The sequence below is a fragment of the Labrys sp. LIt4 genome (assembly GCF_017813775.1).
GTDB classification, from domain to species: domain Bacteria; phylum Pseudomonadota; class Alphaproteobacteria; order Rhizobiales; family Labraceae; genus Labrys; species Labrys okinawensis_A.
This window is the reverse complement of the sequence record NZ_JAGIPY010000006.1, coordinates 1-20850: the sequence shown is the minus strand read 5'-3', so window position 1 is coordinate 20850 and position 20850 is coordinate 1. Positions and strand designations below refer to the sequence as shown.

The 20850-nt window shown below is 64.6% G+C and carries 20 protein-coding genes and 1 pseudogene; 16 read left to right on the top strand and 5 right to left on the bottom strand.

Annotated elements, in window-relative coordinates; translation table 11 throughout:
* Nucleotides 1-546 precede the first annotated feature (546 nt).
* Genes J8I29_RS13090 through J8I29_RS13050 form a run of 9 tightly spaced genes read left to right on the top strand, consistent with a single transcriptional unit; the run spans nucleotide 547 to nucleotide 9462 of the window.
* Nucleotides 547-1314: an MtnX-like HAD-IB family phosphatase gene (locus J8I29_RS13090; protein ID WP_209431977.1), complete on the top strand. Its 768-nt coding sequence runs from the start codon at nucleotides 547-549 to the stop codon at nucleotides 1312-1314.
* Entirely contained in the window at nucleotides 1311-2225 is a 915-nt protein-coding gene (locus tag J8I29_RS13085) for an arginase family protein (protein WP_209431976.1), read from the top strand. Before J8I29_RS13090 ends, J8I29_RS13085 begins: the two co-directional genes overlap by 4 nt.
* On the top strand, nucleotides 2222-2584 hold the full coding sequence (locus J8I29_RS13080; protein WP_105860379.1) for an EamA family transporter: 363 nt from the start codon (nucleotides 2222-2224) through the stop codon (nucleotides 2582-2584). The genes J8I29_RS13085 and J8I29_RS13080 overlap by 4 nt, the downstream gene beginning before the upstream one ends.
* Nucleotides 2581-3486, top strand: coding sequence for an alpha/beta fold hydrolase (locus J8I29_RS13075; protein WP_105860378.1), 906 nt, complete (start codon nucleotides 2581-2583; stop codon nucleotides 3484-3486). The genes J8I29_RS13080 and J8I29_RS13075 overlap by 4 nt, the downstream gene beginning before the upstream one ends.
* Nucleotides 3483-4619: a GNAT family N-acetyltransferase gene (locus tag J8I29_RS13070; protein WP_209431975.1), complete on the top strand. Its 1137-nt coding sequence runs from the start codon at nucleotides 3483-3485 to the stop codon at nucleotides 4617-4619. The genes J8I29_RS13075 and J8I29_RS13070 overlap by 4 nt, the downstream gene beginning before the upstream one ends.
* A complete protein-coding gene (locus J8I29_RS13065) occupies nucleotides 4616-5011 on the top strand; it encodes an EamA family transporter (protein WP_209431974.1) in 396 nt (131 codons plus the stop codon). Before J8I29_RS13070 ends, J8I29_RS13065 begins: the two co-directional genes overlap by 4 nt.
* A 2-nt stretch (nucleotides 5012-5013) precedes the next feature.
* Complete coding sequence (locus J8I29_RS13060; protein WP_245196987.1) at nucleotides 5014-6816, top strand: ATP-binding protein; 1803 nt, start codon at nucleotides 5014-5016, stop codon at nucleotides 6814-6816.
* Nucleotides 6791-8173 carry a sigma-54 dependent transcriptional regulator gene (locus J8I29_RS13055; RefSeq protein WP_209431972.1) on the top strand — a complete coding sequence of 461 codons (1383 nt, stop codon included), beginning with the start codon at nucleotides 6791-6793 and terminating at the stop codon, nucleotides 8171-8173. The genes J8I29_RS13060 and J8I29_RS13055 overlap by 26 nt, the downstream gene beginning before the upstream one ends.
* Nucleotides 8174-8199: 26 nt before the next feature.
* Nucleotides 8200-9462: a cyclopropane-fatty-acyl-phospholipid synthase family protein gene (locus tag J8I29_RS13050; protein WP_209431971.1), complete on the top strand. Its 1263-nt coding sequence runs from the start codon at nucleotides 8200-8202 to the stop codon at nucleotides 9460-9462.
* A 199-nt stretch (nucleotides 9463-9661) separates the two neighbouring features.
* Here J8I29_RS13050 and J8I29_RS13045 read toward each other — a convergent pair whose 3' ends face one another.
* Nucleotides 9662-10189 (bottom strand): DUF6428 family protein, encoded by a 528-nt coding sequence (locus J8I29_RS13045; RefSeq protein WP_209431970.1) that lies wholly within the window; start codon nucleotides 10187-10189, stop codon nucleotides 9662-9664.
* Nucleotides 10190-10236: 47 nt separating this feature from the next.
* On the opposite strand from J8I29_RS13045, the gene J8I29_RS13040 reads away from it, so the two are divergent.
* From J8I29_RS13040 to arsH, 6 genes and pseudogenes are all read left to right on the top strand, one after another.
* Complete coding sequence (locus J8I29_RS13040) at nucleotides 10237-10599, top strand: metalloregulator ArsR/SmtB family transcription factor (protein ID WP_209431969.1); 363 nt, start codon at nucleotides 10237-10239, stop codon at nucleotides 10597-10599.
* Entirely contained in the window at nucleotides 10592-11122 is a 531-nt protein-coding gene (locus tag J8I29_RS13035; RefSeq protein WP_209431968.1) for an arsenate reductase ArsC, read from the top strand. The genes J8I29_RS13040 and J8I29_RS13035 overlap by 8 nt, the downstream gene beginning before the upstream one ends.
* An 8-nt stretch (nucleotides 11123-11130) precedes the next feature.
* Nucleotides 11131-11481, top strand: a pseudogene (arsC, locus tag J8I29_RS30430) (arsenate reductase (glutaredoxin)); the annotation flags it as partial.
* The gene (arsN2, locus tag J8I29_RS30425) at nucleotides 11482-11961 is read left to right on the top strand and encodes an arsenic resistance N-acetyltransferase ArsN2 (protein ID WP_348536019.1); all 480 of its coding nucleotides are present in this window, start codon (nucleotides 11482-11484) and stop codon (nucleotides 11959-11961) included.
* A gap of 1 nt (nucleotide 11962) precedes the next feature.
* Nucleotides 11963-13015: an ACR3 family arsenite efflux transporter gene (gene arsB / locus J8I29_RS13025; RefSeq protein ID WP_209431966.1), complete on the top strand. Its 1053-nt coding sequence runs from the start codon at nucleotides 11963-11965 to the stop codon at nucleotides 13013-13015.
* Complete coding sequence (arsH, locus tag J8I29_RS13020; RefSeq protein ID WP_209431965.1) at nucleotides 13015-13728, top strand: arsenical resistance protein ArsH; 714 nt, start codon at nucleotides 13015-13017, stop codon at nucleotides 13726-13728. The genes arsB and arsH overlap by 1 nt, the downstream gene beginning before the upstream one ends.
* A 122-nt stretch (nucleotides 13729-13850) precedes the next feature.
* Here arsH and J8I29_RS13015 read toward each other — a convergent pair whose 3' ends face one another.
* Nucleotides 13851-14708, bottom strand: a complete 858-nt coding sequence (locus tag J8I29_RS13015; RefSeq protein ID WP_209431964.1) for a MipA/OmpV family protein — start codon at nucleotides 14706-14708, stop codon at nucleotides 13851-13853.
* 152 nt (nucleotides 14709-14860) lie between these two features.
* Complete coding sequence (locus tag J8I29_RS13010) at nucleotides 14861-15475, bottom strand: TetR/AcrR family transcriptional regulator (RefSeq protein ID WP_209431963.1); 615 nt, start codon at nucleotides 15473-15475, stop codon at nucleotides 14861-14863.
* A gap of 119 nt (nucleotides 15476-15594) precedes the next feature.
* On the opposite strand from J8I29_RS13010, the gene J8I29_RS13005 reads away from it, so the two are divergent.
* Nucleotides 15595-16164 (top strand): hydrolase, encoded by a 570-nt coding sequence (locus tag J8I29_RS13005; protein WP_209431962.1) that lies wholly within the window; start codon nucleotides 15595-15597, stop codon nucleotides 16162-16164.
* 107 nt (nucleotides 16165-16271) lie between these two features.
* Here J8I29_RS13005 and glyA read toward each other — a convergent pair whose 3' ends face one another.
* On the bottom strand, nucleotides 16272-17576 hold the full coding sequence (glyA, locus tag J8I29_RS13000; protein ID WP_209431961.1) for a serine hydroxymethyltransferase: 1305 nt from the start codon (nucleotides 17574-17576) through the stop codon (nucleotides 16272-16274).
* A gap of 44 nt (nucleotides 17577-17620) precedes the next feature.
* Entirely contained in the window at nucleotides 17621-20314 is a 2694-nt protein-coding gene (locus tag J8I29_RS12995; protein ID WP_209431960.1) for a phosphoenolpyruvate carboxylase, read from the bottom strand.
* Between the last annotated feature and the right edge of the window lie 536 nt (nucleotides 20315-20850).

The following is a 20850-nucleotide window of genomic DNA, read 5'->3' as shown; positions in this document are numbered from 1 at the left end:
CTGGTTCGGTCGCCTGGTCGGGCAACCAACAGAGCGGTTGCCCTCCAACCGCAAGGAACGTGCCAAGATCGCCAAGACCGGGAATGCCCGCATGTCGCCCGGGCTTTTGGCGTATTGCGTGCTGCAAGCGCGAACCCGAGGGCAGTCAGCGCCCCGACATTTCCTGAGGCGAGCTACAAAACTTGTAGCTCGCAATTTGGAGGAAACGAGGAAACCGAGGTGGTGTGCCGATCCACAGACCGGTATTTCCGCGGCCAGCCCTCAGTCTCCATGCCGGTCTGAGAAGACCACCGGACAATCCTTGAAACTCGACTTTTGCCATTGCCGCGCTTCGCCCCGGCAATCCAAGGCTGCAATCTCGACAAGTGGCGGCATCCCGATGCCCGGGACAAGCCCGGACATGACGAAACTGGGCTCTTCCGGGCTCTGTTTTCGATTACTGAGTCATGCTCTGAAGACCGGCTGACCGGTTCGCGGTCCTGGGCAAAGGCCGACTGGCACGCATCTTGCGATGAAGGGGCAAATCTCCTGCCAGCGGATCGTGAAATGGCGTATCGGATATATTGCGACTTCGACGGAACGATCGCGACCAGCGACGTGACTGACATGCTGCTCGAGGCTTTCGCGGCTCCCGGCTGGCTCGACATCGAAGCCCAATGGCAGGCGGGCCTGATCGGCTCCGCCGATTGCATGGCCCGCCAGGTCGCGCTGCTCCACTGCAGCCGCCCCGCTCTCGATCGCCTGCTCGACGCCGTCGATATCGATCCGGGTTTTGTCGGTTTCGTTGCCTTCTGCCGCGGCCATGACATCGAGCCGACCGTCGTCAGCGACGGCCTCGACTATGCCATCCGGCGGATCCTGTCACGCGTCGGCCTGGGTGACCTGCCCGTTATCGCCAATCGCCTGATGTTCCTGGCCGGGGATCGTCATGCCATGCTCAGCCCGCACGCCTCGCCAGCCTGTCGTTCGAGGGCGGGAACCTGCAAATGCGAAGCCGTGCGCTCCACCGGCGGCACGGAGACGGATAGCACCATCCTGATCGGCGACGGCCGTTCCGACTATTGCGCGGCCGGTGTCGTCGATCTCGTCCTTGCCAAGGCCGGCCTTCGGGATCACTGCCGGACCAATGGTATCGTGCACCTGCCTTACCGAGACTTCGCCGAGGTCACCCGGCTCCTGGCAGCATGGTTGCCAAGCCTCGGCGCCACGGGGCTGTCCGGCCTGTCCGCCCACGCCTGCGATGGAACCTTCCGCGGCCATGAAAAGCCTGCCGTTCTGTTCGAGGCCCGCTTGTCCGGCCCGGTGCTGCCATGATGCCGATCAGGATCCTGGATCTCGACGGCAGCCTGCCTGGCCAGGGGCCGATCGCCCGGCGCCTGCAGTCGGGCCAGGCGGTCCTGCATGACCTGCGCTCTCTCGGCCCGGCCCTGCGCCTGTGGGCGCGCCGCCAGGCCTATGCCGCCTTCGAGAGTTTCTGGGCCGGCCTCCCCGCCTCGCCGAGGCCGGCGCTGACGCTGGTCGGCTCGGGCGATTTCCACCACCTCACCGCCAGTTTCATCGCCTCGGCCCCCGGACCGCTCACCGTGGTGCATTTCGACAATCACCCTGACTGGTGCTGGACCATGCCCCGCCGCCATTGCGGCTCCTGGGTCAACGAGGCGCTCGCTCTGCCGCATGTCCAGCGCGTCGTCACCATCGGCCCCTGCAGCGACGATCTCGTGCGTCCCGACCGCAAGGGAGCCAATCTGGAGGCGCTGTCGAACGGACGGCTGGAACTCTTCCCCTGGTGGCATGCTCCCTCGGAAACCCGCAAGGCCGTGCGCAGCGGCGCCGGGCATGTCGCCGGCGACGGGTTGCTCCGCTGGCACAATCTGGTGGATCAGGATTGGGGCGGCTTCCTTTGCGCCCTGATGGAGCGCGTGCCGACCGAGCGGATCTGGATCACCATCGACAAGGACGTGCTGCCGCCGACCGAGGCCGTGACCAACTGGGACCAGGGCGGACTGCCGCTGCAACGCCTGATCGAAGCCATCCGGCGCCTGGCAGCCAATTTCAGCGTTGTCGGCGCCGATATCTGCGGCGAATACGCGCCGATCCGCCACCGCAATCCCTTCAAGCTCATCGAATCCCGGCTCGACCAGCCGCGCATCGAGGCCTCGCCCGATCTCTCCGTCAATGCCCATACCAACGAGCGGCTGATTGCTGCCTTCGAGGCTGCCCTATGAACGGTTTCACCTTCCTCGTTCTCTTCGGCACGATCCTGTGCGACATCGTCGGGCAGCTTTGCTTCAAGGCAGGCCTCGACGGCGTCACGGGTGGGGATGCATCCCGTCCGGTCTGGCTCAAGGTCGCGACCACGCCCTTGATCTGGCTAGGCGTGGCGACCTACGCCATCGAGATCGGCGCCTGGCTGTTCGTGCTGTCGCGCATGCCGCTGAGCCTGGCCTTCCCGCTGGCGAGCTTCTCCTATTGCGGCATCGCCCTCGCCAGCCGCTTCATCCTCAAGGAGCCGGTATCGCGCCGGCGCTGGCTCGGCACCGCCCTCATCGCCATAGGCGTCGCCATCGTGGGGACCTCGGCATGAACGTCCATACGCCCCCGACCGGCAAGCCCGCGGTCCCAAACCTGCCGGCGCCCCCGCAGCCCCATGCCTTTCACTATGCCGGCGGCCCTACCGCCATCCTGCTGATCCACGGGCTGACCGGAACGCCGGCCGAGCTGAAACTGGTCGCCAAGGGCCTCGCGCGGGCCGGCTATTCGGTCTACGGCGTACAGCTCGCCGGCCATTGCGGCAGCGAAGCCGACCTCACCGCGACCGGCTGGAAGGACTGGCTCGCCAGCGCCCTCGAGGCCTTCGACCGGATCCGCCAGGATCACGACGCCGTATTCGTCGGCGGCCTGTCGATGGGCGCTCTGCTGGCCCTGCTGGTGGCGTCCCACCGGTCCGACCGGGTGGCGGGCTGCCTGCTCTATTCGCCCACCATGTTCTATGACGGCTGGAGCGTGCCGCGCGGCAGCGTGCTCTTGCATGCGGCGATCCTGTTCGGGCTCGGGCGCTTCTTCCGCTTCCGCGAGAATTTTCCCTACGGCATCAAGGACGACCGGCTGCGGGCCCGCGTGCAGGCCGCCATGGAATCCGGCCGCAGCGAAGAGGCGGGGCTGCTCTATATGCCCGGCCGCAGCCTTGCGCAGCTTCTCTATCTCATCCGGGACCTGAAGCCGCGCCTGCCAGCCTTACGGATGCCGGTCCTGGTCCTGCATGCCCGCGAGGATGACGTCACCAGCATCCGCAATGCCAATTATCTTGCCGCCCATCTCGGCGGCAATGTCGAGAAGATCCTGCTGGAGAACAGCTACCACATGATCACGCTCGACCAGGAGCGCGAGTTGGTGATCGATCATTCCATCGGCTTTCTCAAGCGTACCGAGCCTCGCCGGCTTGCCCCGCCCAGCCTGAGCCTGGCGCTCACTCGAGGACGATCATGACGCTCACCGCCATCGTCGAAAACTCGATCGCCGCCTTCGACAGCGCGGAGTGGAATCGCTGCTTTCCGTCCGACCCGGAAAACTGGGCCTTCTATCGCGCCTGCGAGGAGGCCGGCCCGCCCGGCTTCACCTGGTACTACGCGGCCATCCGCGACGATGGCCGCCTGATCGCGGTCGTACCCGTCTTCGGCACCGAATATCGTCTCGACACCACTCTGCAGGGCGTCCTGAAGCGGATCACCAACCAGATCCATCGCCTGCTGCCGGCCCTGCTGTCGCTGCGCCTGATCGCCTTCGGCTCGCCGGTTGCCGAGATCTGCCATCTCGGCTTCGCGCCTGAGGTGCCGGCCTATGACCGCCCGGCGCTGCTCAGGCGCATCGTCGCTGCGCTGCAGGAATTCAGCGCGGCCAAGCGCTACGGCCTGCTCGGCATCAAGGACGCCCCTTCCGGCGACGACGGCCTGTGGCGCGGCGCGCTTGCGCCGAACGGCTTCACCCGCCTGCCCGGCCTGCCGACGGCCGTGCTAGACCTGCCCTATGCCAGTTTCGACGCCTATCTGGAGAGCCTGAGCAAGGCCACCCGCAAGGACATGCGGCGCAAGCTCAAAGCCTTCAAGGATATCCGCGTCGAGCAGCGCCGTACTATCGACGACGTGGTCAGCGAAGTGTCCGCCCTCTACGAGCAGACGGTCGCCCACAGCGACCTCCAATTCGAATATCTGCCGCCGGACTATTTCCCGCATCTGCTGCGTTTCCTGGCCCCGGAGGCCAGCGTCTTCCTCTACTGGCACGGCAGTGAACTGGTTGCCTTCAATTTCGTGATCGAGACGGCGGACCGCCTGATCGACAAATATATCGGCATGAACTACGCCGTCGTTCCGAAATTCAGTCTCTATTTCAACAGCTGGCTGCACAATGTCCGCTATTGCATCGAGCGCGGCATCCCCGTCTATCAGAGCGGCCAGGCGTTCTACGGCCCCAAGCTGCGGCTGGGCTGCCGGCTGCAACCCAATTGGCAATATTTCCGCCATCGCAACCCGGCAATTAACACCCTGTTGCAAGTCGTCGCCAAATTCGTGCGGTTGGACCGTTTCGATCCCGCGATCGCCAATCTCGTGAAGGAAGCGGCATGACCAACGCGATAACCGACATGCGCCCGGGCTACCGCAAGACCCTGTTTGCGTGGCTGTTCCTGCTGGCGTTCGAGACCACCTCGCAGCTTGCCCTCAAGATCGGCGGCGAAGCGCTGGCACATCTGCCTTTCGGCCTCGCCTGGCTTATGGAGGCAGCGCGCAATCCCTGGGTCATCGTCGGGGTCTTCGGCTATCTCGGGGCCTTCTCGGCCTGGATGGTCATCCTCGATCGCATTCCGCTCAGCTTCGGCTTTCCCCTCACCGCCATGGTGATGCTGGTGGTTGCCATCGCATCCCACTATGTCTTTGGTGAAGAACTCACGGCCTGGCGCATGGCGGGCATCGGCCTGATCGTGGCGGGGGTGGTCGTCATGGGAGGAGGCGACGGGTGACGATGCTCACCGTTCTCTATCAATGGTGGAGCCGGTCGATCCGCTGGAAGCTCGTCGGCGTGTTCGTGATCATCAGCGTCATTCCGATGCTGATCGCGACCAAATTCGCCACCCAGGTGGTCTCCACCACCTTCGAGGACAATGTCGAGGCCTGGCTGTTCCAGACCTCGCACTTCTTCGTGGCCAATATCCTCGACCAGCGCCGGGAAACCGCCAGCATCGCCGACGTGCTCGCCGAGAACGGCAGCCTGACCGCCCTCGTCACCGGACAGTCGCGCGAGATGCCGCCGGCCGTGTCGCATATGATCAATGCCCTCGGCTACGACCTCCTGCTGATCTCCGACAATGAGGGCAGGATCGTCTTCTCCTCCAAGCCGGCCACGAACATCACCAGCGTGCCCTTCGGCGAGGGCCAGAAGCTCTATCTCGACGTGATCGACGGCACGCCAACCCTGATGGCGGCGGGTTCCAGCACTTTCGACTATCAGGGACAGCGCTACCACGTGCTGATCGGCACGCTGGTCGACCAGAGCTTCGTCGCCAATATGGGGGCCTTGTCGTCGCTGACCGTCCGCCTCTACTACAAGGTCAATGGCCAGTTCACGCAGGTCTACGCCTCCAGCGGGCAGGCGTCCGTGGCCTTGCCGCCGGCGACGCTGGCCGAAATCGCCGGCAATGCCGCCGACGAGTATACATCCGCCGACATCGACGGCGAGGATACGTCCATCGGCATCTATGCGCCGATCCGCGACGGCAACAATCTCATCGGCGTGCTGTTTTGCGGCCTCAGTTCGGAATCGGGCATCGCCGATTGGGTGACGAGCAAGAACCTGTTCATCGCCATCTTCGCCTTCGGCATGCTGCTGTCGCTCGGCGCCGGGCTGATCATGTCGCGCCTGCTCACCAGTCCCGTCATCCGCCTTGCGGAAGGCGTCAACGCCATCGCCAAGGGGGATTTCACCCAGCGCGTGCCGACCCGCAGGCATGACGAGCTCGGCCAGTTGTCCGTCGCCTTCAACTCGATGGCCCAGCAATTGGAGGGCCTGCGCAAGATGGAGGCCAAGCTCAGACGGCGCGAGCGCATGACCACGCTCGGGGAGGTCGCGGCCGGGCTCGCACACGAGGTGCGCAATCCGCTCGGCATCATCAAGACCTCCGCCGAACTCCTGCAGAACAGCGCCAATCTGTCGGAGGTGGAAACGCGGCGCCTGGGCTATGTTATCGACGAAGTCCGCCGGATCGACCAGCTCATCCGCGACTTCCTGGCCTTTGCCCGGCCGCCGCAACGCATGACGGACCTGGCTCCCATCGATCTGGTCGACCGGGTTCTCGGCAGTTGCCAGAGCGAGATCGAACACCAGCGGGTGCTCGTCAATGTCGAGGACGAAGGCGGCGGAGCCCGCATCCATGTCGATCGCGACCAGATGATCCAGGCCTGCCTCAACCTGGTGCTCAACGCCCTGCAGGCCATGGAGAGCGTGCACGAACCCGCCGCAGCGCCCGGGCAGGCCGTTCGCCCGCGCCTCGACATCCGCATCACCAGCGAAGGAGACGAGGTGCATTTCCTCTTTGCCGACAATGGGCCGGGCATCCCGCCAACCCTGATCGATCGCATCTTCGATCCTTTCGTCACCACCAAGGACAGCGGCACCGGGCTTGGCCTCGCACGTGTCTTCGCGGTGGCCGAAGGCCATGGCGGCTGGATCGAGGCCCGCAACGCCGCGCATGGCGGCGCCATTTTCGAGCTCGTGATACCCGCATCCCAACGGAGGGCAGGCGATGTCCCAAACGATCCTGCTCGTTGACGACGAGGTCAAGCTGCTCGACGTGCTGAGCGGCGTGCTGGAGGGGCTGGGCTACCGCCCGCTTACCGCCAGCAGCGGTGCCGCCGCACTCGAGCGGCTCGAGCAGGAACCCGTCGACCTCGTACTCACCGATCTGCGCATGCCCGGCATGAGCGGCCAGGAATTGCTGGCGGAGATCCGCCGCCGCCATCCCTCGATGCCCGTGGTGATCATGACGGCCTATTCGAGCGTGCGCGATGCCGTCCAGGCCATCAAGGATGGGGCCTTCGACTATATCGACAAGCCGATCGAGCAGGAGGAACTGGCGACGACGCTCGCCAACGCCCTGCGTCTGCACGAGGCCCTGCGCGACAATGAGCGCCTGCGCCAGGAACTGGCTGGGCGCTACAAGTTCGACACGCTGGTGGGCAAGTCTCCCGCCTTCCAGAAGGTGCTGCGCGCGGTCAGCGAAGTGTGCGAGCAGCGCACCACCGTGCTGCTCACCGGCGAAAGCGGCTCGGGCAAGGAGGTGGTGGCGCGCGCCATCCATTTCAACAGCCCGCGCCAGCGCAAGCCCTTCGTCGCGGTCAATTGCGCCGCCATCCCCGAGGCGCTGCTGGAAAGCGAATTCTTCGGCCATGTGAAGGGCAGCTTCACCGGTGCCGTCAGCAACCGCATCGGCCGTTTCGCCCAGGCCGAGGGGGGCACGCTTTTCCTCGACGAGGTCGGCGACATGCCGCTGAACCTGCAGGCCAAGATCCTGCGCGTGCTGCAGGAACGCCAATATGAGCCGGTGGGCGCCACCGGTTCGCGCACGGCCGACGTGCGTATCATCGCGGCGACCAATCGCGACCTCACCGCCATGGTGGCCGAGAACAAGTTCCGCGAGGACCTCTATTACCGTCTCGCCGTGTTTCCGATCGCCCTGCCGCCCCTGCGCGAGCGGGCCGAGGACATTCCGCTGTTTCTCGAACTCTTCGCCGACGACCTCGCGCCCACGCTCGGCAAGCGCGACATCCGCTTCAGCCCCGATGCCGTACGGGTGCTGGCCGCCTATCGCTGGCCCGGCAATATCCGCGAATTGCAGAATTGCGTGGAGCGCTCGCTGATTTCGGCGCGGGGCCCGGTGATCTCGGCCGCCGACCTGCCACCCTACATCGCCGAAAAGCCCGGCAACGGCGCGGCGCAGGATTTTCCCATTCAACTCGACGAGGCCGCGGCGGCCTTCGAGCGTGGCCTCATTCTCGAAGCTCTGAAACGGGCCGACGGCGTGCAGGTGCGTGCGGCCGAACTGCTCGGCATCAACGAACGCAGCCTTTGGCACCGGCTGAAAAAATACGAGATCACCGTCTCCAAGACGGTCGGGCCGCGCTCCTAGCGCCTGCCTGAGAGGAGAACACCGAAATGGATTCCATTCTGGACCGCATCCTGCGCTGGGCCTTTGCCAGGATCGTCAGCCGCGGCAATCTGACGGTGGTGACGCCGGCGGGAACCAGGCTCGCCTTCGGTGACGGCAGTGGCGAGCCGGTCACCGTCCGCCTGACCGACCGGGCCGGCGTCATCGCCCTGTTGACCGATCCCGACATGCGGCTCGGCGAACTCTACATGGACGAGCGTTTCCTGGTCGAACAAGGCTCGATCTACGATTTCATCCATCTCATCCTGCGCGAGGGGCAGAACCAGACCCATCCCCTGCCCGCGCGCCTCATCGACCGGGCCCGCGCCGCCCTGCGCCGGTTCCGGCTGCGCAACCTGCCGGGCCGTTCCAAGCGCAACGTCGCCCATCACTATGATCTCGACGGACGCCTCTACAATCTGTTCCTGGATGCCGACCGGCAATACTCCTGCGCCTATTTCGAATATCCCGGCCAGAGCCTGGAAGATGCGCAGGCCGCCAAGAAGCAGCACATCATCGCCAAGCTGCGGATCGGGCCGCAGCACAAGGTGCTCGACATCGGCTCGGGCTGGGGTGGCCTGGCCTGCTCGATCGCCGAGGCGGGAGCGCGCGAGGTGCGGGGCGTCACCCTGTCGGAAGAACAGCTCGCCTTCGCCAGGGAACGGCCCAAGGGCACCGCCGAAGGGCGCGTACATTTCGATCTGGTCGATTATCGCAGCGTCCAGGGCCACTTCGACCGCATCGTCTCCGTCGGCATGTTCGAGCATGTCGGCCTGGCCCATTACGAGACCTTCTTCAGGACGGCAGCCCGGCTGCTGGCGGATGACGGCGTGATGCTGCTCCACACCATCGGCTGCTCGGCAGAACCCGGCTTCACCACGCCCTGGCTCGACAAATACATCTTCCCCGGCGGCTATATTCCCTCACTCTCGGAAATCCTGCCGGCCATCGAGCGGGCCGGTCTGATCGTCACCGATGTGGAGGTATTGCGCCTGCATTACGCCGAGACCCTGAAGGCCTGGCGCGAGCGCTTTCTGGCGCGCTGGGACGAGGCAGAGGCGCTCTACGACGCGCGCTTCTGCCGGATGTGGGAATATTACCTCGCCGCCGCCGAGGTTGCCTTCCGCTGCGAGGACCTCGTGGTGTTCCAGATCCAGCTTGCCAAATCCAACCGGACCCTTCCGACGACACGCGACTATATCGCCGAGCGGCATCCGCCGGCGGCCATAAATTATACGTTCGTAGACAAGCAGCTCGAAAGCGCGGCCTGAGCGGGCCTCGGAAGGAGGCGCGGCCGATCTGCCGCCGGTGCCTGGGACGATGCTCAAGCGCCGGCGATCCGCCCGCGGTGATGCAGATCTCCGCGATCAAATGCGCCATGCAAGACCACGGCGCACCGTGATCTCGGACATTCGGGCCGGCCGGATCGTCAATTCCTTCTGAGATATGCGAAGCAGGGTGTGCTTCGGCCTAGCAGCACCCTGCGCCGGTTGCATTCGAACTGCAGCATGCCGCTGCCCGGGCCCGTTGCTCGTGCCGATGGCGCGGCTTGCAAACGGCCGGTCGCGCTTCGAGCTTGAGGACGATCCGCTCGCTGCCGGCGATTTCAAGCGCGCCGACATCGAATATCCGCATGGGTTCGCCGGGCTGGCCCACCTCGAAGGTGAGCCGGGCATCGGCTTGGAGATCCACCCTTTCCGCGACCCGTTGCAGGATTCGTTCGAATTTGGCGACGGACATGAAATCCCCCTCGCCGGTCGCTTCGATGTCCTCCACCTGCAGGATGGTTTCTCGCCAGGCATCCGGGTTGCCTCCACAGTCCAGGGTGGCGAATGCCCCCGCCTTGACCTCGGTGACATGATAGCCGGGCCGTATCGTCCGCCCGCCATAATGCAGCACCAGCGCCTTGCCGGCATGCGGCTTCAACGCAGCGAGAAAACCGTCGAGCGAGGCATCGCCGTCGAATTCGATCGTCAATGGGCTGGCAGAAGCGGTCATCTTGATGTATCCATTATTTCAATGAGTCTTGAGATGTTGAGATAAGAATGGACGAAAAGCAAGCCCTCGATGCCTTCGCCGCCCTCTCCCAGGAAACCCGGCTGAGGATCGTCAAGCTCCTGGTGACGGCTGGCCCGGACGGCATGGCGGCCGGCGCGATCGGCGAGGCCATGGATGGCGCTTCCTCCTCGCGCATGTCGTTTCACCTCGGCCACCTCGAACAGGCCGGCCTGGTGGAGTCACGCCGCGAGGGGCGCTCGATCCTCTACAGCGCGGCCTATCCGGCGCTCTCCGGCCTGATCGAGTTCCTGATGCGCGACTGCTGCCAGGGGCATCCGGAAGTCTGCAATCCCGCCGTTGCCTCGCTCTCCGCCTGCTGTGCTCCCCGAAAGGATGTCTCCCATGCCTGACCCGCATGTCTACAATGTGCTGTTTCTGTGCACCGGCAATTCGGCACGATCGATCCTGGCTGAAAGCATCCTGCGCAAGGACGGCGCAGGTCGCTTCAATGCCTTCTCGGCGGGAAGCAAGCCTAGAGGCAGCGTCAATCCTTTCGCGCTGCATTGCCTGGAACGGGCGGGCTATCCGATCGGCGGCCTGCGCTCGAAGAGCTGGGACGAGTTCGCCGGGCTGGACGCCCCCCAGATGGATTTCATCTTCACCGTCTGCGACGACGCTCATGGCGAGACCTGCCCGGTCTGGCCCGGACACCCGATGTCGGCCCATTGGGGCATCGAGGATCCGGCCCGCGCCGAAGGCAGAGACATCGAGAAGGAAACCGCTTTCGTCACGGCGCTGCGTTTTCTGAAGAACCGCATCAACGCCTTCATTGCGCTGCCGGTCGCCGGCCTGGACAAGGCCTCGCTACGCGCACAGCTCATCGAGATCGGCCAATCCGAAGGGGCAACTTCGCCCCGCGACAGCGCGGCGTGACGGCGAGCATGGACATCGTCGTCTATCACAACCCGGATTGCGGCACCTCGCGCAACACGCTGGCCTTGATCCGGCAATGGGGGATCGAGCCCCATGTCATCGAATATCTGAAAACGCCTCCTTCGCGCGCCCTGCTGGCGCAGCTCGTCGCGCGAATGGGCATCGACGTGCGGGACCTCATCCGCCAGAAGGGCACGCCCTATGCGGAACTCGGATTGGATGGGCCCGATTTGACGGACGATCAGCTCTTGGATGCCATGATCGCCCATCCCATCCTGATCAACCGCCCGATCGTCGTGAGCCCACTTGGCGTGAAACTCTGCCGGCCGTCCGACGTCGTGCTCGACCTCCTCCCTCCAATGACAACCCCGCCGGAGATCGAGAAGGAAGAGGGCGTGCCTTTCCTGAAAGACGCTCCGGTAGCCCCGGCCGATCCGGCCCTGGTGGCAAACCTCCAAGCGGCAAATCTGCCGGCCGACGATCTCGCCGAGCCCGGCCGTACCTTCTTCGCCTATGAAACGCTCGACGGACGGCCGGTCGGATTTGGCGGCTATGAGCTGCAGGGCGAGCACGTCCTTATCCGTTCGGTCGTGGTCTTGCCGGAGGTCAGGGGAAAGAGGATCGGCCGCAACATCCTGCCCCTGCTCCTGTTCCGGGCGCACGAGGCGGGTGCAAAGCGCGCCTGGCTCCTGACGACATCGGCCCCCGACTTCTTCTACCGCGCCGGTTTCAAGCCGGTGGAGCGGACCGAAGCCCCGGCCTCGATCCTGGCGACGCGCCAGGCCTCATCCCTTTGTCCCGCCAGCGCGGTCCTGATGACCCGCGAAATCAGCTTCTGAGATGTCCACATTCGAACGCTACCTGACGCTCTGGGTCGGCCTTTGCATCCTCGCCGGCATCGCGCTCGGCCATTTGATGCCGGCCGCTTTCCAAACCATCGGCGCCGCCGAGATCGCCAAGGTCAATCTGCCGGTCGCCGGGCTGATCTGGCTGATGGTCGTCCCGATGCTTCTGAAGATCGACTTCGCCGCCCTGGGCGAAGTCGGCCAGCATTGGCGCGGGATCGGCGTCACCCTTTTCATCAACTGGGCCATCAAGCCCTTCTCGATGGCGCTGCTCGGCTGGCTGTTCATCGGCTGGCTGTTCCGGCCCTACCTGCCGGCAGCCCAGATCGACAGCTATATTGCCGGACTGATCATTCTCGCGGCCGCGCCCTGCACCGCCATGGTGTTCGTCTGGTCGAACCTGACCAAGGGCGAGCCGCATTTCACCCTGAGCCAGGTGGCGCTCAACGATGCCATCATGGTCATCGCCTTCGCGCCGATCGTCGGCCTGCTGCTCGGCCTGTCGGCGATCACCGTGCCATGGGGCACGCTCGTCCTGTCGGTCGGGCTCTACATCGTCATTCCCGTGATCGTGGCGCAATGGCTCCGCCGTCGTCTGCTGGCGGCCGGAGGGCAGGCAGCGCTCGAGCGCTTTCTCGCGCGCATCAGTCCCGTCTCCCTGCTGGCGCTCCTCGCCACGCTGGTCTTGCTGTTCGGTTTCCAGGGCGAGCAGATCATCGCCCAACCGCTGGTGATCGCCCTGCTTGCCGTGCCGATCCTGATCCAGGTCTATTTCAATGCGGGGCTCGCCTATCTGCTCAATCGCATCGCAGGCGAGCAGCATTGCGTCGCCGGCCCCTCGGCCCTGATCGGCGCCTCCAACTTCTTCGAGCTCGCCGTTGCCGCCGCCATCAGCCTGTTCGGCTTCGACTCCGGGGCAGCCCTGGCAACCGTCGTCGGTGTGCTGATCGAAGTGCCGGTCATGCTGTCCGTCGTCTGGATCGTGAACCGGTCCAAGGCTTGGTATGAGCGCGGTTCCACAGCGGCAGCCGCACAAGGACCCCGTTGATGATCAATGACCTACCGAACATCACCGCTGATTGCGTCGAGATCCCTTCGCTCGATCGTCTGCGACCGAAGGCGTCGGCACATCCGCCACGCATCCTGATGCTCTATGGCTCACTGCGGGATCGCTCCTACAGCAGGCTGCTGACCTTGGAAGCGGAACGGCTGCTCAAGCATTTCGGCGCAGAGACCCGGATCTTCGATCCCCATGGCTTGCCGCTGCCGGACACGGAGCCGGCAGATCATCCCAAGGTTCGCGAATTGCGGGAATTGTCGGAATGGTCGGAGGATCAGGTCTGGTGCAGCCCTGAGCGCCACGGCGCCATGACCGGTATCATGAAGGCGCAGATCGATTGGATTCCCTTGTCGATCGGAGCGGTACGCCCGACCCAGGGCAAGACGCTTGCCGTCATGCAGGTCTCTGGCGGCTCGCAATCCTTCAATGCTGTCAACCAGATGCGCGTGCTCGGCCGCTGGATGCGGATGATCACCATCCCCAACCAGTCCTCGGTCGCCAAGACTTATGAGGAGTTCACGCCCGCTGGCCGCATGAAGCCCTCGCCTTATTACGAGCGCGTCGTCGATGTAATGGAAGAACTGGTCAAGTTCACTTTGCTGACGCGCGATGCCTCCGATTACCTCACCGACCGCTATAGCGAGCGGAAGGAAGCACACGCAGCCCTCGAAGCCCGTCTCAAACTGGCGGAGGTCCGATGACCCAATCCCGCGCCGGCGAGTGATCACCTTCTCTGGGTGATACGGATCTTTGCGTCGAGGGCTTCCCCTATCCGCCTGCCGCGCCGGCGGGCTTCCTGCGCAGCTCTTCCATGGATCGCGCCTTAACGGAACTTCAAGCCGAAGGAATAGCTCAGGCTGAGGCCGACGGTGTTCTGATTGAGCGAACCGAAATGCTTGGTGACCGGGCTATCCGCCGCATCGCCCGTCAGGCGCTCGTATTTGTCGTAGAGCGTCGCCTTCCAGGCCGGCGAGAACTGATAGGAAACCGAAGCCAGGGCGCCATAGGCCTTGACCCCGGCCGACGGGTCGTAGGGCACCACCAGCCCGTTGCGCACGGCATCGCGCTCCGTCACGCCGAAGGAAGAGCGCATATAGGTCCCGTTGCCGACCGACAGGCGCGGGCCGATGGAAAAGGTGAAGGCGTCATAGGGCTGCACCCAATCGGCCGAGAAATCGGCGACCAGCCCCTGCCCGGCCCGCAGGGCCTGGCGTATTTCCGTCCGGGCCCGCAGCTGGTTCTCGATCAGCCAATATTCCATGAAGAGGCCGGCATCCAGCGTCGCGGGGACCGTATGCACCCCGGCAAGGTCCCGTTCATCCGAGCGCGAGCGGCCGCCACGAAAATCGGCGGCGGGCCCGATGGCAAAGCCGTGGCCCTCGAACACCGAAAACGAGAACGCGTCATCAGGCGCGCCCCATCCGGGTGCCTCCCCCGCCCGCCTGATGTCGAAATCGGAGGGCAGTACGGTCACGCTGGTCTTCGACGCGCCTTCATAGGTCGGTCCGTACTGAACCCCTGCGCCCAGGGTCACGATCCAGTCAGGACCGGCGTCTGGCTGCGAGGAGAAGTTCAGCACCGAATAGTCGGAGCGCTGCTGGGCATAGGAGGGCGAGCCAAGCACCGACAGGCCGGCGGCAAAGCCAAGAAAAGCCAGAACGGGCAAGACTCTCGAACGCATGGACGCGGCATCCTCAAACCGGATCGTACTTGCGGCGCGTTCTGTCGCGTTGACAAGCAAAATCAGGCTAGACGCTTAAGATTTCATGGGCATGACTCGTTTGTGTCACGGGAGAGATCTGCCGTTCATTGCCTCGTCTTGATTGTCGATCGTCAAGGCCGAGCCGGCGTCAGCTTGGCCCCCAAATAGAGACGGTTCATCAATCTGAGCTGCTCGGGCGCGCCCGGCGTGGTCGGCGCGTCCTTGCGCATCATGCCGACCATAGTCTTCATATTGTTGAGCACCACTGCAGCAATGTCGTCGGCCTCGGCCTCCGCCAAACCGGGCGCGTTGGCCTTCAGCGCGGCGCGTACGCCGGCGAGCGCCTGGGCGCGAAAGCGCAGGCGGATCTGCGTCCAATCCGTCCTGGAATCCAGCAAGGCCGTGACAGCGCGCGCCTGGGGATGGAGTTGCACCAAGAGCTCGATCAGAATGTCCGCCAGTTGCTCCGGCGTGGCGCTTCCTGCCTGCTCGCGCACAGCGTCATAGGCTGCAGCAAGCACCGTCGCATAGCGATCCATCAGGGCGTCCGCCACCGCGTCCTTGCTGGGGAAGAAACGATAGAGCGAACCGATGCGGGCATCGGCGCGCTGAGCGATCTCCGCCATCGTGGTCGCCTCGAAGCCACGCTCCTGGATCACCTCCGCCGCCGCCTCCAGGAGTTCGGCCACGCGTTGGCGGCCGACCTCACGCTGTGGCGCCAGGGTTCTGCGTTTCTGGCTTGACAAATTTGAGTACATCCTCAAATAGATGCTTTGCTTGAGTAATTCCTCAAATAGATAGCGGCCTTCCCGCCACCGCGCAACCCAGTGCGAGCCCGTCGGGAATTCGGCGAAAGGACGATTCCATGCTTGCTTTGCCTGCCAGCACCACGGCCCTCATTCTGATCGATCTGCAGAAAGGAATTGTCTCGACACCGGCCGAGCCCTATTCCGGCCCGGATGTGCTCGCCCGGGGACGCCTACTCGCCCAGCGCTTTCGCGCAGCCGGAGCGCCCGTCATTCTCGTCAATGTCGCCTTTTCCGCCGATCGCGGCGATGCCCTCAAGGCCCCCGTCGACCAGCCGATGAAAATGCCGCCCGGCGGATTTCCCGAAGGCTGGGCGGATCTGGCCGAGGGTCTTGCCGAGCCCTCCGATCTCCGGGTCACCAAGCATCAATGGGGCGCCTTCTATGGCACCGAGCTCGATCTGCAGCTGAGGCGGCGCGGCATTACTACCGTGGTCATCGGCGGCATCGCCACCAATATCGGCGTCGAGTCGACCGCCCGCGCTGCGCACGAACACGGCTATGCCGTCGTGCTGGCGGAAGACGCCTGCACGGGCCGCGCCGCCGACATGCACGCCTTCGCCTTCCAGCGCATTTTCCCCTTGCTCGCCCGCGTCACCAAGACCGACGACATCGCGCTGCAGCCATGAGAAGCCCACAGGCACGGTCGGGGATACGCAGCTAGAAACCCAAACCGGCGACGGCGGGACAAGGTCATGGCGCTGATACTCGCCATGGCCTTTCGTTGCGTTGTCGCTCAGTCATAGATCGGGAAGCGGGCGAGCAGACCGCGCACCGCCTCGCGCACGCTGGCTTCCACAGCGGCATTGCTCGCTTCGCCATTGGTGGCGAGACCGTCGATCACCGCCAATGTGAGGCGGGCGACCTCCTTGAATTCCTCGACCATGAAGCCGCGCGTCGTGCAGGCCGGCGTGCCCAGGCGTACGCCGGAGGTGATCATCGGCCCCTGGGGATCGAAGGGAATGCCGTTCTTGTTGCAGGTGATGTGAGCGCGGCCGAGCGCGGCTTCGACCGCTTTGCCGGTGAGGTTCTTGCGGCGCAGGTCCACCAGCATCAGATGGGTGTCGGTACCGCCCGACACGATGTCGACCCCACCGCTGGACAGGCCTTCCGCCAGGGCTTTGGCATTCTCGACGACATTGGCGGCATAGGTCTTGAACGCAGGCGTCAGCGCCTCGCCGAAGGCCACGGCCTTGGCGGCGATGACATGCATCAGCGGACCTCCCTGCAGCCCGGGGAAGACCGCTGAATTGATCTTCTTGCCGATTTCCTCGTCATTCGACAGCACCATGCCGCCACGCGGGCCGCGCAGCGTCTTGTGCGTCGTCGTCGTCACCACATGGGCATGGTCGAGCGGGTTGGGGTGAACGCCCCCGGCGACCAGGCCCGCGAAATGCGCCATGTCGACGAACAGTTTGGCACCGATCTCGTCGGCGATCTCGCGGAAAGCCTTGAAATCGATGATGCGCGGATAGGCCGAACCACCGGCCAGGATCACCTTGGGCTGGTGCGCCCTGGCAAGGTCGCGCACCTGATCGAGGTCGATGCGATGCGTCTGCGGGTCGACGCCATAGGAAACCACGTTGAACCACTTGCCGGACTGGTTGACCGGCGCCCCATGGGTGAGGTGCCCGCCTGCGGCCAGATTGAGGCCGAGGAAAGTGTCGCCCGGCTGCATCAGGGCCATGAACACCGCCTGATTGGCCTGGCTGCCGGAATTGGGCTGCACATTGGCGAAGGAGCAGTTGAACAACTGTCGCGCCCGCTCGCGGGCAAGTTCCTCGACCTCGTCGACATGCTGGCAGCCGCCATAATAGCGCCGCCCGGGATAGCCCTCGGCATATTTGTTGGTAAGGACGGAACCCTGCGCCTCCAGCACGGCCCTGGAGACAATGTTCTCCGAGGCGATCAGCTCGATCTCCTCGCGCTGGCGGTGAAGCTCGCGGCCGATGGCGCCGCTGACCGCAGGATCGGCTTTGGCCAGGCTATCGTGAAAGAAATGGCCGGTATCCGTGCTGCCGGATGTGATGGGGCTGTCCATGAATTCCTCCCTTGTGGCGCCCGCAGGCGCTGATATGGCCGTCGTCAGCCGGTCCAACCGAGCCCGGCCGAGATGCAGTTGATCGAAAGCAGCAGGGCATTGACCGCGCGCTTCGGGCTGGCGGACTTGCCGTTCTGGGTGCGGACTTCGCGCAAGAGCTGGACCTGCAGGCGGTGGATCGCATCCATCTGCGGCCGGGTCTGGTCGAAATGGCGCTTGAAGGAGGGAAACCGCTCCGACAGCATCAGCCCGCCATTGACCTCGCCGATCATCTTGCGCGTGAGCTCATATTCGGCAGCGATCTTGCGATAGATGCGATCCCCCACCTCGGCGTCCTGTACCAGCCCGGCATAGAGGCGCCCGATCTCCATGTCCGTCTGGTAGAGGCCCTTGTCGACCTCGTCGACGATCAGCCGGAAGAAGCGGGAGCGTTCGAACATCTGGCGCAGGAGGTCGAGCCCGGCATCGCCGCGCACCCCGACAAAAGAGTTGAGTGCGCTGCCGATGCCATACCAGTTGGTGATCAGGTGCCGGTTCTGGCTCCAGGCGAAGACCCAGGGGATGGCGCGCAGATCCGAGATGTCGCGGGCGCCGAAGCGCCGGGCCGGCCGGGAGCCGATCTTGAGCAGCGACAATTCCTCCACCGGGCTCGCCTGGTTGAAATAGTCGATGAAGCCCGGCTCGCGGATCAGGCCGGAATAGGTGGCCTGCGACATGCCGGTCAGGGCTTCCAGCGCCTCGTTGAATTCGGGATTGTCCTTGAGCTGGCTCTCATTGCGCGACTTGACCGAATGCGCGAACACGCTGGCGGCGAGGATTTCGAGCTGGTAGAGGCCGGTGCCGCGGTTGGCGAATTTCGAGGACACCACCTCACCCTGCTCGGTGACCCGCATCACTCCGTCGATGGTGCCGGCCGGCTGGGCCGCGATGGCCCGGCCTGTGGGCGCCCCGCCGCGGCTGACCGAGCCGCCGCGGCCATGGAAGAAGCTGATCTTGACCTTGCGCTTGAGGCCGAGGGCGGTGATGCGCCGCTGGGCCTTGCTCAACTCCCAATTGGAAGCAAGGAAGCCGCCATCCTTGTTCGAGTCGGAATAGCCGAGCATGACTTCCTGGCGGTTGGCGAATTCGCGGATCGACCGGCGCACGATCGAAATCCCGAGCAGCTGGTCGAGGATGTCGGGGGCGGCCCGCAGATCCGCGATGGTCTCGAACAGCGGCACCACGCGCAGATTGATGGTACCGCTGCCGTCGGCAACAGTGGCAAGCCCGCTATATTGCGCGAGGAGATAGACCGCGAGCAGGTCGTCGCAGGATCGTGTCATCGACAGGATGAAGGCACCGATCGCGCTCGCGCTCGGATCGGACGACGCCTCGCGAATGACATCGAAGAGGTCGAGCAGTTCCCGGGCTTCGTCGGACAAGGCCGCCCGGTCAAAAACCGGTCTCCTGCCCGATTGCAGCTCCGACCGCAGGCGGGCGCTCCATTGGCCGGTTTCAGGCTGCGGCGCCTCGCTTCCCGCGATCTGGCCGAACAGCTCGGCCAGTACGCGATTGACCACGGTGGAATTCTGCCGGATGTCGAGGGAAACGGTGCGGAAGCCGAAACTCTCGACCTGCTGGCGCAGGGGACGAATGAGGCGCCGCGCCGTCCGCGAGCCTCCGAGCTTGACGAGAACGCTTTCAAGCTCGCTGAGATCGGCACTGAAGGCATCCGCGCGAACATAGGGCTCTGCCATGGACTCGCTGCGCATGGCGCGCAGGCGCTCCAGCATGCCCGCCGCGAACTGGCGCAGGGGCTCGCCCGGATTGCGGGCCATGACGGCCGACGCCGTGCCCGTCGAACGCAGGAGGCGCTCCAGGGCCTGGCCAAATTCCTCGGGAATGTCGACGACATTGGCACTGACGCTGAGCACCGTCACCAGGCGGCGGACCTGCTGGATGTACCAGCCGATGATGGCCTGGCGGCAGGCATCGAGCGCATAGGCCGTGGTCTTGGCCGTGACGTTGGGATTGCCGTCGCGGTCGCCGCCGATCCAGGAGGCAAAATGCAGGAAGGACGGCACCTTGAGATCATATTCGGGATAGTGGCGGGCCAGCGCCTCCTGGGCTGTCTCATAGATCCGGGGTGTCGCCTCGAAGATGACCTCGCGGAAGAAGTGGAGGCCCCAGGCAATTTCGCGCTCGACCGAAGGGCGCTCGAGCCGCAATTCACCGGACATCCATAACAGCTCGATCTCGCTTGCGAGGTCGTTGACATGCTGCTCGCGCTCACGCGGGGCCCAGCGATGCTGTTCCAGCTCGGTGAGCTTGCGGTAAATGCGCCGATGGATCTCCAGAACGGTGACGCGCTTGGCTTCGGTCGGATGGGCCGTCATCGTCGGCCCCACCCACAACCGGTCGAGCGCTGCCTGCACGTCCTCGGCCGGATAGCCGGCCGAAGCGATCTCACCCATCACGTTGGAAAAGGAGCCGACGATCTCGTCGGCGCCGCCGACCTGCTCGAGCTCACGCCGGGCCCGCATGGCCAGCAATTCGTTGGCGATGGCGACCAGCTGGAACCAGATTCCCGTCGCCTGCAGCGCGCAGATACGCTGCTTCGTGTCGAGCGTGTCCAGCGGCTCGGTGCCCGCGAGGACAGCGGCCAGGGAGGGCTCGCGTTCGCTGACGACCGACAGGAGCAGCCTGAACAGGAGGCTGCGAACATCTTCGCGGAAGCTGAGTGGCCTGCTCTCGTCCAAGGCGCGTCCCCCCGTTCGCCAGAGCCAAACGCGTTCAAGTTTGACCGCTTGTTGCTCCAATTCTTTGTTTCGATGCGTCTTTGCGATTCGAGGTAATTCCCTCCAATCGCGAAACGCTCTAGCCATGATCCTGCAGGCTGAGGCCCGAGACCGGCCTTTCGCCCGTTTCCCCCGAATGCTTCGTTCTGGGGATTTCTGGTTGGCTTAGCAGACCGCGTTTTGCCGCGGTTGGAAACGCCCGGACGGGTAGAAATCCTGTTCGTTCGGGTGGTGGAAAGACTGGCCGCCCGGATGACGCCAATTGCCCTGCCGAGCCATGACGAGCCGCCACTCCTTGTCAGGAGGTGGCGGGGCGGAGGATGCGAGGTGGCAATCTCGCAAAAGAAAGCGGGGGCGGCCAACGCCGCCCCCGCCTCATTGAAACCTGCGATATCCGCAGTATCGAACGCCTTACCCGAAGGTCACGCCAGATCGAAGCGGTCGGCGTTCATGACCTTTGTCCAGGCTGCGACGAAGTCGGTGACGAACTTGGCGTT